Source organism: Collinsella sp. CLA-ER-H7 (genome assembly GCF_040092345.1).
Lineage (GTDB): Bacteria > Actinomycetota > Coriobacteriia > Coriobacteriales > Coriobacteriaceae > Collinsella.
The window spans coordinates 19,611-32,165 of sequence record NZ_JBBNLT010000004.1; the positions used below are offsets into that span (position 1 = coordinate 19,611).

The 12,555-nt window shown below is 62.1% G+C and carries 9 protein-coding genes; 7 read left to right on the forward strand and 2 right to left on the reverse strand.

Translation table 11 applies throughout. The annotated features are described in order from the left end of the window. The first annotated feature begins 5 nt into the window (after positions 1 to 5). Positions 6 to 1,337: a phosphoglucosamine mutase gene (gene glmM, locus AAAX75_RS03360; protein WP_117821123.1), complete on the forward strand. Its 1,332-nt coding sequence runs from the start codon at positions 6 to 8 to the stop codon at positions 1,335 to 1,337. A 212-nt stretch (positions 1,338 to 1,549) separates the two neighbouring features. On the opposite strand, the gene AAAX75_RS03365 is transcribed toward glmM, so the two are convergent. Continuing rightward, positions 1,550 to 3,133 carry a carboxypeptidase M32 gene (locus AAAX75_RS03365; protein ID WP_349091097.1) on the reverse strand — a complete coding sequence of 528 codons (1,584 nt, stop codon included), beginning with the start codon at positions 3,131 to 3,133 and terminating at the stop codon, positions 1,550 to 1,552. Between the two features lie 504 nt (positions 3,134 to 3,637). Between AAAX75_RS03365 and pheS the strand changes: the two genes are divergently transcribed. From pheS to AAAX75_RS03395, 6 genes are all read left to right on the forward strand, one after another. Beyond that, positions 3,638 to 4,714: a phenylalanine--tRNA ligase subunit alpha gene (gene pheS, locus AAAX75_RS03370; protein ID WP_117770495.1), complete on the forward strand. Its 1,077-nt coding sequence runs from the start codon at positions 3,638 to 3,640 to the stop codon at positions 4,712 to 4,714. Positions 4,715 to 4,777: 63 nt separating this feature from the next. Continuing rightward, positions 4,778 to 7,231 (forward strand): phenylalanine--tRNA ligase subunit beta, encoded by a 2,454-nt coding sequence (gene pheT, locus AAAX75_RS03375; protein ID WP_349091098.1) that lies wholly within the window; start codon positions 4,778 to 4,780, stop codon positions 7,229 to 7,231. A gap of 246 nt (positions 7,232 to 7,477) precedes the next feature. After that, positions 7,478 to 8,563 carry a cobalt transporter CbiM gene (gene cbiM / locus AAAX75_RS03380; protein ID WP_349091099.1) on the forward strand — a complete coding sequence of 362 codons (1,086 nt, stop codon included), beginning with the start codon at positions 7,478 to 7,480 and terminating at the stop codon, positions 8,561 to 8,563. Beyond that, positions 8,541 to 9,377, forward strand: a complete 837-nt coding sequence (locus tag AAAX75_RS03385) for an energy-coupling factor transporter transmembrane component T (RefSeq protein ID WP_349091100.1) — start codon at positions 8,541 to 8,543, stop codon at positions 9,375 to 9,377. Before cbiM ends, AAAX75_RS03385 begins: the two co-directional genes overlap by 23 nt. 44 nt (positions 9,378 to 9,421) lie before the next feature. Next, positions 9,422 to 10,192, forward strand: a complete 771-nt coding sequence (locus AAAX75_RS03390) for an ABC transporter ATP-binding protein (protein ID WP_349091101.1) — start codon at positions 9,422 to 9,424, stop codon at positions 10,190 to 10,192. 80 nt (positions 10,193 to 10,272) lie between these two features. Further along, on the forward strand, positions 10,273 to 11,121 hold the full coding sequence (locus tag AAAX75_RS03395) for a hypothetical protein (protein WP_271758490.1): 849 nt from the start codon (positions 10,273 to 10,275) through the stop codon (positions 11,119 to 11,121). On the opposite strand, the gene AAAX75_RS03400 is transcribed toward AAAX75_RS03395, so the two are convergent. Beyond that, positions 11,118 to 12,191, reverse strand: a complete 1,074-nt coding sequence (locus AAAX75_RS03400; protein WP_349091102.1) for a hypothetical protein — start codon at positions 12,189 to 12,191, stop codon at positions 11,118 to 11,120. The genes AAAX75_RS03395 and AAAX75_RS03400 overlap by 4 nt on opposite strands. Positions 12,192 to 12,555: the final 364 nt, after the last annotated feature.

Here is a 12,555-nt window from a genome sequence, read left to right on the forward strand (position 1 = left end):
AGCGCATGAAGTACTTTGGCACCGACGGCTTTCGCGGTGAGGCCAACGTTGGGCTGACGGTAGAGCACGCTTATAAGATTGGCCGTTTTGTGGGCTGGTATTACGGCGCCAACCGCGAGCGCAAGGCACGCGTGATCGTGGGCAAGGACACGCGTCGCTCGAGTTATATGTTTGAGGCGGCGCTGGTGAGCGGCCTGGTCGCGAGCGGTGCGGACGCCTATATGCTGCACGTGATCCCCACGCCGGGCGTAGCGCATCAGACTGTGGAAGGCTGCTTCGATTGCGGCATCATGATCAGCGCGAGCCACAACCCGTTTTGCGATAACGGCATTAAGCTCGTCAACAGCGACGGCTTTAAGATGGACGAGGACGTCCTGGAGCTCATTGAGGACTACATCGATGGCAAGAGCGAGGTGCCGCTGGCAACGGGCAACCACATCGGTGCCACGGTGGACTACATGCAGGGCCGCAACCGCTACATTGCTTCGCTCATTGCAAGTGCGAACTTTTCGCTGCAGGGCGTCAAGATCGGTATCGACTGCGCCAACGGCTCGGCTTCCTCGGTGGCCAAGCCGGTGTTCGACGCGCTGGGCGCCGACGTGCGCGTGATCAACGCCGCGCCCGATGGCTTTAACATCAACGTCGACTGCGGCTCCACGCATATGGAGCGCCTACAGCGCCACGTGGTGGAGCAGGGCCTGGATGTGGGATTTGCCTACGACGGCGATGCCGACCGCTGCCTGGCCGTGGACGAGCGCGGCCGCGTGGTCGACGGCGACCAGATCCTGTACGTGTGCGGCGTGTACCTGAACAAGCACGGGCGTCTCTCGGGCGGTACCGTGGTACCGACGATCGCCAGCAACTTTGGTCTGGTCAAGTCGCTGGAGCTTGCCGGACTGAGCGCCGTGACCAGCGGCGTGGGCGACCGTCACGTGTATGCCAAGATGCGCGAGGGCGGCTACAGCCTGGGCGGCGAGCAGACGGGCCATACGATCTTTGGCGATATCGAGCGCACGGGCGACGGCATTATGACCTCGCTGCGCGTGATGGAAGTGATTCGTGCCGAGCGCGAGACACTCTCGCAACTCACGGCTCCGTGCAAGCTGCTGCCACAGGCGCAGGTGGCCGTGCACGTGGCGGACAAGGACGCCGCGCTCGAGAACATGGGCGTGCAGAACGCCATCGCCGAGGCCGAGGCCGCGCTGGCAGGCGAGGGCCGCGTACTGGTGCGCAAGAGCGGAACCGAGTCGGTGATCCGCGTTTTGGCCGAAGCCCCCGACCAAGCCGCCGCCGACGCCGCCATGAAGCGCATCGCCAACGCGCTCGAGGCTTTATAGTTACGCGGTTTTACCAAACCGCGTAACTGCTCGACGCTGCAAACGGCCCCAAGCGGCAATCTGACGTTCAATTTCACCCGGCACTTGGGGACGTTCCTATTGTGCCGGCATGAAAGGAACGTCCCCAAGTGCCGGGTCTCTGGCTTAGATGAAAAAGGGGCGCCGCGGAACCAACCCGCGGCGCCCCTTTGCGGTGGCGTGTCGCCTAAGCTTTACAGCTCGTAGAGCGTGGTGAACTTGTCCTGCAGGTAGCTGCAGTAGTAGCGGGCATCGAACGCCATGCCGCAGGCGCCCTTGATGAGTTCCGGTGCGTCCTTGGCGCGTCCCCACTGCCAAATGTGCTCGCCCAGCCAGGCGCGGACGGGTGTCAGGTCGCCGCTCGCACAGGCGTCGGTAAGGTCGACACCGTCGCGGCACATGGCCGGCACAAACATGGCATCGTAGGCACTGCCCAGCGCATACGTGGGGAAGTAGCCAAACGAGCCGCCGCTCCAGTGCGTATCCTGTAGGCAGCCGTGCGTGTCGTCGGGAACGGGAATGCCCAGGTACTCATCCATAAAGCGGTTCCAAAGCGCGGGGATGTCCTTGGCCGTGGCCTCGCCGGCAAACAGCATGCGCTCGATCTCGTAGCGCACCATAACGTGCAGCGGATAGGTGAGCTCGTCGGCCTCGGTGCGGATCAGCGAAGGCTGCGCAATGTTCACGGCGTGGTAGAGCGCGTCTTCGTCCACGTTGCCGTAGACCTCGGGCGCATGGCGGCGCAGTACCTCGAGCAGCGGTCCCATAAAGGCACGGCTGCGGCCCACGGTGTTCTCAAAGAAGCGGCTCTGGCTCTCGTGGATGCCCATGGAGGTGCCGCCCTCCAGGCAGGTGCGCGCATAGGCGGGATTGACGCCCAGCTCGTACATGGTGTGCCCCGCCTCGTGGATGATGCTGTAGACGTTGGAGATGCAATCGTCCTCGTAGATGTGTGTCGCGATGCGCGCGTCACCCACGGCAAAGCCCTCGCTAAACGGGTGCTCGGTAAAGGCAAGCGTGGTGTCGTCCAGGTTCAGGCCGACGAGCTTCATCAGGTCGAAGCTCATGGCGCGCTGGGCGGCCTCGGGCACGCGGGCGTGCAAAAAGTCGGCATCGGGCTGCTGGCCGCGCTCGCCGATGGCGTGCACGAGCGGCACGACCGTGGCCTTGACCTCCTCGCAAAACGCGTCGAAGCTCTTGGCGGAAAGGCCGCGCTCGTACTGGTCGAGCCAAACATCGTAGGGGTCGCGCTTGGGATCCATGAGCTCTGCCTGATGCTTAAGTTGGGCGACGATTCTATCCACATAGGGCTCAAAGCTCGCCCAGTCGTTGGCCGTCTTGGCTTTGTGCCACACGGCGTCGGCCTCGCAGGTGAGCCTGGTCCAGGCCTCGGCCTCCTCGGTAGGAATAACGCTTGCCTCGCGCTGGTCGCGGCCGAGCACGCGGATCTCGTCGAGCAGCTGCGGGTCGTCTACGTGTCCGCCTGCAACCGTCTCGCGCGCTAACGAGCGTACGAGCTCAACGGACTTCTCGCTGGTCAGTAGCTTGTGATGTTCGCCGGCAAGCGTGCCCATGGCGTCGGCACGGGCGGCAGCGCCGTTGGCAGGAGCAATCGTCGCTCCATCGAACTCGGCAATCTTGAGCAGGTACTCGCGAGTCCACAGCTTGCCCTCGAGTTTGCGGAACTTTTTGACGGCCTTGTCGACTTTAGCAGCCTTGACGCCCTTGGCAGCCTTTGCCACGGCGGCCTTGGCCTTCTTATCGAGTTTCTTTCCCATACCGCATCCTTAATCTCGCAGGCCGAGCGCCGCAGACGGGTGCACGGCCAGTTTGCACAGCTACCTGCCTTGTACCCAGCGCGAACAAAACGGAACGCGGCGATGCGCTCGCGAAATGTGTTATCCTATAGCCCAATGCGTTGACGGAGAGGGTTTTGCCCGCCGTGTCGCCGGCAAGAGAGGGAAGGTCATGGGCTGCAAGCCTTCCTGCGGTGGCAAGGGCCAAGCGTTCACTCCCGAGCAGCGACCTCAACGGGCGCGCGGCCGGTGGCAGCGAAGCTCCAGTAGGGAAGCCGTGAGCCTCGCGACAAGGGGCGCAGAGTGGGCACGGCGGGCCAGACATCCGCCGGGTCAAACAAGGTGGTACCGCGGAATTCAACCGTCCTTGGGCAATGTACATGCCCGAGGGCGGTTTTTTGTTACCGAACCGGGCCGCGTTTTCGCAACGTCAGACGGCGGCAGCCGCCTCGGCAAGCGGGGAACGCGAGAGACGAAAGGGAAGACATGAGTCTGATTGATGATCTGGTCAAACTCGAGGAAGAGGCCAAGGAGCTCGTCACTAGCGCCGACGACGCCGCCAAGCTCGAGGCTGCGCGCGTTGAGCTGCTCGGTCGCAAAGGCCGTATCACCGGCCTGATGCGCATGATGGGCAAACTCGCCCCCGAGGATCGTCCCATGATGGGCAAGCGCGCCAACGAGATGCGCCAGCTGATCGAGGGCATGCTCGACGAGCGCACCACCGAGATGAAGGCCGCCGCCCTCAAGCACGCACTCGAGCACGAGGCCGTCGACATCACGCTGCCGGGCATCCGTCCGCAGATCGGTCACCAGCACCTGATCAAGCAGATCATCGAGGAGGCCGAGGACATCTTCTGCGGCATCGGCTACACCGTCGAGTCCGGCCCCATGGTCGATACTTCCTACTACAACTTCACTGCGCTCAACGCCCCCATGGATCACCCGAGCCGCTCGGCCCGCGATACCTTCTACGTGGTCGATAACAACCCCGGCAGCGTCGCGCACCCCGAGGCTCACGCCCATGGCGAGTCCGACGTGCTGCTGCGCACCCAGACCTCGGGCGTACAGATCCACACCATGGAGTCGCAGAAGCCGCCCATCTACATGATCTGCCCGGGCACCGTCTACCGTCCCGATACGGCCGACGCCTGCCACCTGCCGCAGTTCAACCAGATCGAGGGCCTGGTCGTCGACGAGGGTATCACCTTTGGCGACCTGAAGGGCACGCTCGACTACTTTGTTAAGTGCATGTTTGGCGAGGACCGCAAGACGCGCTACCGTCCGCACTTCTTCCCCTTCACCGAGCCTAGCTGCGAGGTGGACGTGAGCTGCCACGTCTGCGGCGGCAAGGGCTGCAACTTCTGCAAGCACAGCGGCTGGATCGAGATCCTGGGCTGCGGCATGGTCGACCCCAACGTCCTGATCAACTGCGGCATCGACCCCGAGAAGTACACCGGCTTCGCCTTTGGTATTGGCGCCGAGCGCGTCGCGGCACTGCGCTACGACCTGCCCGACCTGCGAACGTTGATGACTGGTGACATGAGGTTCTTGAACCAGTTCTAGAACGCTTTCTTCTTAGTTGCAGTTTCCGGCTCAAAGCCGCATTTATGAAAGGAGACCAGTTAGATGCGCGTTTCTTACGACTGGCTCAAGACCATGATCGATATTCCGGAGGATCCCAAGACCCTTTCGGACGAATATATCCGTACCGGCACCGAGGTCGAGGCGATCGACACCGTGGGCGAGTCCTTCGACCACGTGGTGACCGCCAAGGTGCTCACCAAGATCCCGCACCCCGATAGCGACCACATGTATGTGTGCTCGGTCGACGTGGGTGACAAGAACCTCGACGCCGACGGCAACCCCGCCCCGCTGCAGATCGTCTGCGGCGCGCAGAACTTCGAGGCCGGCGACCACATCGTCACGGCCATGATCGGCGCTGTCCTGCCCGGCGACGTCAAGATCAAGAAGAGCAAGCTTCGCGGCGTCGTGTCCATGGGCATGAACTGCTCCGCGCGCGAGCTCGGCCTGGGCGGCGACCACTCCGGCATTATGATCCTGCCCGAGGATACGCCCTGCGGCATGCCGTTTGCCGAGTACGTGGGCTCGAGCGACACCGTGCTCGACTGCGAGATCACGCCCAATCGTCCCGACTGCCTGTCCATGATCGGCATGGCCCGCGAGACCGGCGCCATCTTCGATCGAGATTTCCACGTTGAGCTGCCCGCCATCAAGGCCGAGACCGGCCGCGCGACCGACGACGAGCTTTCCGTCGAGATTGCCGACGAGGGCCTGTGCGACCGCTACGTTGCCCGCATCGTGCGCAACGTGAAGGTCGGTCCGTCGCCCGACTGGATGGTCAAGCGCCTCAACGCCCTGGGCGTGCGCCCGCACAACAACATCGTCGACATCACCAACTACGTGATGATGCTCACCGGCCAGCCGCTGCACGCCTTTGACCTCGACACCTTTGCCGAGCGCGATGGCCATCGTCGCGTTGTGGTTCGCGCCGCCCAGCAGGATGAGAAGTTCACGACGCTCGATGGCGAGGAGCGCACGCTCGACGCCGGCATGGGCCTCATCACCGACGGCGAGCGCCCTGTGGCGTTGGCCGGCGTCATGGGCGGCATGGATTCCGAGATCGAGGACGATACCGTCGATGTGATGGTCGAGAGCGCCTGCTTCAATGCCGGCCGCACCTCGCACACCAGCCGTGACCTGTCGCTGATCTCCGACGCCTCCATCCGCTTTGAGCGCCAGGTCGACGAGACCGGCTGCGTGGACGTCGCCAATGTGACGTGCGCGCTTATCGAGGAGATCGCCGGCGGCGAGGTCGCCCCCGGCTATGTGGACGTGTTCCCCGCGCCCAAGACCATCGACAGCATCAAGCTGCGCCTGGCCCGCGTGCACGCCATCTGCGGTGCCGACATCGAGCCCGACTTTATCGAGCGCTCGCTCACCCGCCTGGGCTGCACCGTCGAGCGCGACGGCGAGGACTTTATGGTCACGCCGCCGAGCTTCCGTCCCGACCTGCCGCGTGAGATCGACCTGATCGAGGAGGTCCTGCGCCTATGGGGCATGGGTCGCGTCACGGCGACCATTCCGGCTGCCAAGAACCACATCGGTGGTCTGACGCGCGAGCAGAAGCTTACCCGCAAGGTTGGCGAGATCCTGCGCGCCTGTGGCCTCAACGAGACCACGACCTTTGGCTTTGCCGCCCCGGGCGACCTGGAGAAGATTGGCATGTCCACCGAGGGCCGCGGCTGCCCCGTGGTTCTCATGAACCCGCTGGTGGCCGAGCAGACCGAGATGCGTCGTTCGCTGCTGCCGGGCCTGCTGCAATCCGTGGCCTATAACGAGGCCCACGGCACGCCCAACGTGCATCTGTACGAGGTCGGCAGCCTGTTCCACGGTCGCGAGAACGCCAGCCTGCCCAAGGAGACCAAGTCCGTGGCGGGTGTGCTCTCGGGCCAGTGGAGCGAGCAGTCTTGGAGCATGAAGTACCGCAAGCTGCGCTTCTTCTTTGGTAAGGGCATTGTCGAGGAACTGCTCGCCCAGCTGCGCATCGAGAAGGTTCGCTTCCGTCCCGTCGAGGGCGAGGGCTACGCTTTCTTGCAGCCGGGTCGTGCGGCCGAGGTTCTGTCCGGCGGCACCGTGCTGGGCTGGGTCGGCGAGATTCACCCCAAGGCGCGCGAGGCGATGGGCATCGATGAGGTTGTCGTTGCCTTTGAGCTCGATCTGGACAAGCTGATCAAGGGTGCCCGCAACCAGGAGAACTACCGCGAGTTCTCGCAGTACCCGGCTGTTGAACACGACCTTGCTATCGTGGTCGACAACGCTGTGACCTGCGAGGATCTTGAGCGCCGTATTACCAGCGCCGGCGGCAAGCTGCTCGAGGGCGTGCGCCTGTTCGACGTCTACCGCGATCCCATCCGTATCGGTGCGGGCAAGAAGTCCATGGCCTTTGCGCTTACGTATCGCTCCGACGACCACACGCTCACCAGCGAAGAGGTCGAAAAAGCGCACCAGAAGATCGTCACCAAGGTGTGCAAGGGCGTAAACGGCGAGGTCCGCGGCTAGGTCCTGCGCTGGGGTATGGGTCAGCGGTGGCTGCTGCCGAGTCCTACGTGACTGCTATGCCCGGTATAAGGCACCGTTGAGCCTGCATATATGACACGCGCATTACATAACGGCGTGCTGCTTTGTCGGCAGTGCGCCGTTTTGCTATGATAGCCCGCGTCGTGTTACGAATCTGACATTACGTAACACTGGAAAGGTGATTCAAACGGCGTTGCAATTCCGTGCGCCGATAACCGGGAGGCGTGCATGCACATTCCAGATAATTATCTGTCCCCGCAGACCGATGCCGTCATGGCGGTGGCGATGGTGCCCGTTTGGGTCCACTGCATCAAGAAGGTGCGCGCCACGCTCGATCGCAAGCACATGGCTTTCCTGGGCATCTGCGCCGCGTTCTCCTTCTTGCTCATGATGTTCAACGTGCCGCTGCCCGGCGGCACCACTGGTCACGCCGTCGGCGGCGCGCTCATCGCGCTGTTGCTGGGCCCGGAGGCCGCGGCTATCGCTGTCTCGGTCGCGCTGGCGCTGCAGGCGCTGCTGTTTGGCGACGGCGGCATCCTGTCCTTTGGCGCCAACTGCTTTAACATGGCCTTCGTGCTGCCGTTTGCCGCTGCTATCGTGTTCCGTGCGCTCAACAGCCGTTTGCACGACAAAAGCTGGGGCACCTCGGTTTCGGCCATCGTAAGCGGCTGGGTCGGCCTGTGCCTGGCGGCCCTGTGCGCGGCAATCGAGTTTGGTATTCAGCCGATGCTCTTTACCAACGCTTCGGGCGCGCCGCTGTACTGCCCCTTCCCGCTGTCCGTGGCTATTCCGGCCATGTTGATCCCACATATGCTGGTTGCCGGCGTGGTCGAGGGCGTAGCGACGGCCGCCATCTACGGTTTTATCAAGAAGACGGCGCCGAGCATTATCGTCGGCCCCGAGGCTTCCGACGGCCTGCTTGAGACCGAGGGCGCAACCGCCAAGAAGACCTCGCTGGTCCCCACGTTCATCCTGGTCGCCGTGCTTGTCGTGGCCACGCCGCTGGGCCTGCTGGCCACGGGTGACGCCTGGGGCGAGTGGGACGCTGAGGGCGCCGCGACCGCCGTTCAGGAGGCTGGTGACGACAGTCTGCAGGCTTCGGTCGGCCTCGACACCCCGACCTTTGCCGACGCTCTGCCCACGGGCGATTATCTGCAGGCCTATTCCGAGGAGCAGGGCCTTGGCTTTGCCGGCCAGGCTGCCATGTATATCCTGTCCGGCGTGATTGGCGTGGCGGTGCTTACCATCGCATTCCGTCTGATCTCGCTGACGGTTAAGGAAAGCGGTGCTCATGGCAATAGCCGAGCTGCCTAGCTGGCTTGCGGTCGAGCAGCGTTACGAGCCCACGGGCGCTCGTCATCGCGTGATGCAAAAGAACGTCCTGCACCTGGCGAGCCTGCTTGAGCGGGTTCGCCTGGGTGGAGGCGCGCACGAGGGCGGGTCGATGGTCGACCGCGCCCTTTCTTGCGTTTCGGCTCCGGTGCGCCTGGTGGGGATATTCGTTTGCGTCCTGTGCGTGTGCCTGACACAAAGCCCGCTGTACCTCATGTTGATGGCGGCCATTGCGCTGGTGCTGGTCGCGGTGCGCCCCGCACGCGGGCTGCGTGCGACCATTGTACCGGCGCTCGGCGCCACGGGGCTTGCGGTGGTTCTGGCATTGCCTGCCCTGCTGCTGGGCGCGTCTGCCACGGGCGCCATGCTCAAGATCGCGCTCAAGACCTTCATTAATGTGTCGCTGGTGCTGGGCGTTTCGTGGACGCTTACCTGGAGCCGCATGTCGGCGGCGCTCAAGATGCTGCATCTACCCGACGAGGTCATCTTTACGTTTGATATGGCGCTCAAGCACATCGAGGTGCTGGGCCGAACGGCGCACGATCTGACCGAATCGGTCATGCTGCGCAGTGTGGGTCGCGCGCCTGAGGGGTTTTCGCGCACCGACTCGGTCGCGGGTATCATGGGCATGACCTTTATCAAGGCGATGGAATGCAGCCGCGCGATGGACGAGGCCATGCTCTGCCGCGGCTTTGCCGGCGCGTATCCGGCTCCCGCGCGGAGCGGCTTTGGCTGGCGCGATGGGGTCTATGCGGTCGGCGTGGCGTTGCTCGCCGTGTTGTGTGCGGTACTGTAGCGCGGGCGGTCTAGCCGTCGATGTGAGTAGGGAAGGGCGACGTTTTGACGATCGATATGAATAGTGCGGCGGGCACGAACGGTGCGGGCGGCGCCGAGGGCGCGCCGCTTATTGAGTTGCGCGACGTGGTGTTCTCCTATGCGGGGCATACGGTTGTCGATGGCGTGTCGCTGCAGGTCGATCGTGGTGAACTCGTTGCCCTGCTCGGTCCCAACGGCTGCGGTAAGACGACGATTATGCGTCTTATTAACGGCCTTGAACTCGCGGACGCAGGGGCATACCTGTTTGACGGGTGTATGGTCGATGCGGCATATCTCAAGGATTCCGCGACGGCCCAGCGGTTCCATCAGCGCGTGGGCTTTGTGTTCCAGAATGCCGACGCCCAGTTGTTCTGCGCTACGGTGGGTGAGGAAGTTGCTTTTGGTCCCGCGCAGATGGGGCTGCCGGCAGACGAGCTCGACCGTCGCGTGCACGATGCCATAGAACTGTTTCAAGTTGCCGACCTGGTCGATGCCTCGCCCTATCAGCTTTCGGGTGGGCAAAAGAAGCGTGTGGCGCTGGCGGCAGTCGTATCGATGAACCCCGATATCTTGGTTCTCGACGAACCTACTAATGGGCTCGACGAGGATTCATGCGACATCGTGGTCAACTTCTTGCTGGCCTACGTCGCGGCGGGTAAGACGGTCTTGATGAGCACACATCACCAGGATTTGGTGCGACGCCTGAGTGCCCGTGCAATCTATATCGATCGATATCACCATGTGGTCGAGGCGCCTTCGCCGTCGTATGGAACCGAAAGCGGTGCTACGGACTAGTTGCTGCGTAGAGCGTGCGTAGCCGCCCGCGCGGCTTTGCCGTGATGGTATAGTTATCCAGGTTTTTTATGGGGGTGGCTATGCCAAGCTGGAACATTCATATCGCTCAGACGGAGCGTTTGCTGGAGCGCACCGGTGCGCTTGCCAAGAGCGTGCGCGACCGCAATGCCTTTTTGTTTGGCTGCGTGGTTCCGGATATTTTCGTGGGCTATATGGTCCCTGGCATCGCCGATCCCATCCCGTACCGCATTACGCACTTTGCCAAGCCCGAGCCTATCCCTAAGCCGCGTGAGCACGAGTTCTGGGATACCTATGTGGCACCGTTGCTTAAAAGTTCGCCCACCGGTGCGCCAGCCGCGGCGACCTCGATTATCGAGGAGCGCGAGCGACTGAATCGCGTGCACTATCCCCAGCGCTACAGGGATGCTGAGCCGGTTGTCGGTCCCGGCGCTCGTGAGTTCTCGCTTGCGTCCGAAGATGTGGCGCAGTCGTTGCTCGATTTGACACTGGGTGTCTGGTCGCATCTGGTGGCCGATACCGTATGGAATACGCGCGTGAATCAGTACCTGGAGGCGCACGGCGGCAAGCCGTGCGAGGAGTTCCGCATTAAAAAGCAAGGCGACTTTGACTGGTTCGGCAAGACGCTCGGCATTGTTTCGATTCCGCGCGCGACCGATCGCCTGTATACTGCGGCGACGCGTTTTGGGCAGTATCCCATCCATAAGGAGTATGTGCTCAAGACCATCGGCGTCATGCACGAGATTGTACGCGAAAACCCCGGCGATCCCGACCATCCGCCATACCGCCTGCTAACCGAGGAATTCTTCGACGCAACGTTTACCGAGGTCATCGAGCTGACCGAGGCGGGTTTTGCCGCCCGTGTCGAATCGCCCGATGTGCCTGCGCTGCCCCTGATTGCTAGCTGCTAGCTGGCCGGCCCGGCAGTGAATAGCTCAACCCAATCGACAAGTAGCTCTTGCCGTAAGGTATCTTCGGCAATGCGCTCCTGTTTGGTCTTTGGGATGTGGGGAAGCCCGGCCTTTTTATGGATGAGCTCGGCTATGTGGTCGAAGCTCTTCTTCTCCTTGATCTGGTCATAGGTAATTTGGATGACGTCGTAGCCCATGCTTGTGAGTGCGGTGGCGCGCTCGGCATCGGAGAGGCTCGCGGCTTCGCTGTCGTGGGCAGAGCGGCCTTGGCATTCCAGAATGACGCCCATGCTGTCGGTGGCGCTTTCGATGAGGATATCGGCGTAGCAGCAGGTTTTGTCATACAGCGAACGTGCGGCTTCACTGAGCGGGATGCGCGCGTTGTTGGCGATCTCGATGCCCTGGCCGCCCTCGTCGCGGGGGAGCGAGATAAGCATGGAGGTCTGTACTTCGAAGGGCGAGGCGGCCTGCCCCGTCATGTGCTCGGCCGCCCAGCGCAGTTGTTTGACGCCGCGCAGGCCTGCGGCTTGCTTGGCGAACGCGGCGATATCCGTTGCGGTAAGAAGCGGCGTGCGCTTCCACAAGTTGGTGTCATTGCCCTTGGTGTCGTTAACTCGCTCCCACCCGCAGTTGGGTGGAATGAACTTAAGCGAAATAGCTTCATCGAGTTGTTGTTGCGTTCGCTCGCAGGGCTTAAACACTGCAAAGGAGCCGCACATCTCGTAGCAAGCCATGAGTAACTGGTTGCGTGAAACCTGCGTAGCAAGGTTGAGCAGCGTGAACTCCGGTGACGTGACATCAAACCTATGTTCAGTCTGCCTAAACGACCCCGGAGGTGGTTCTTGGGTCAGGAGGTGCGATTTAAACAGGCTTCGCGACCCGGATTGTGCCCGAGTGAATACAAGCCTGTGAAGTGGTGCGTGAAGCAGGTCTTTTACAACTGCATGACTTCCGAGGCCACAACATCTGCGATCCATATTGCCAAGGCTAATGGCGGGGTAAAGGCCTAATACCTGCGGCGGGATGCGGCAATAGTTAAAGGCGGATTGCCCACAAAGCGTCAGGTCCATAATGCCCTCCTGGCCGAAATCATCTCTTTGAAGCGAGTGATGCCAGCGTCAATCCGGAAGTATGCGGCAAAATCTGAACCCTATGAGCGGACCTTGCTTTTGAGGCTAGTTTATCAGGCATTTTGTTGCGAAAAAACAGGGTGTGCTCGGAGGTTCCAGAATTTGCCGCATGCTTCCGAAAACCAGGTCGATTTGGTTCTTGCTAAAACGATTTATCAGCCCTGTGTGAGGTGTGGGTTTGCCACCGGGCGAACACTTTTAGCGCTTGGGGCTTTATTTTTTGGGCCTCGAAGGGTGGATTTCGCGCTTTTGGTAAAGAAATGAGTGCGTGTTTTGCCGTGCGGCGGCATTGGCACAGAAAAAA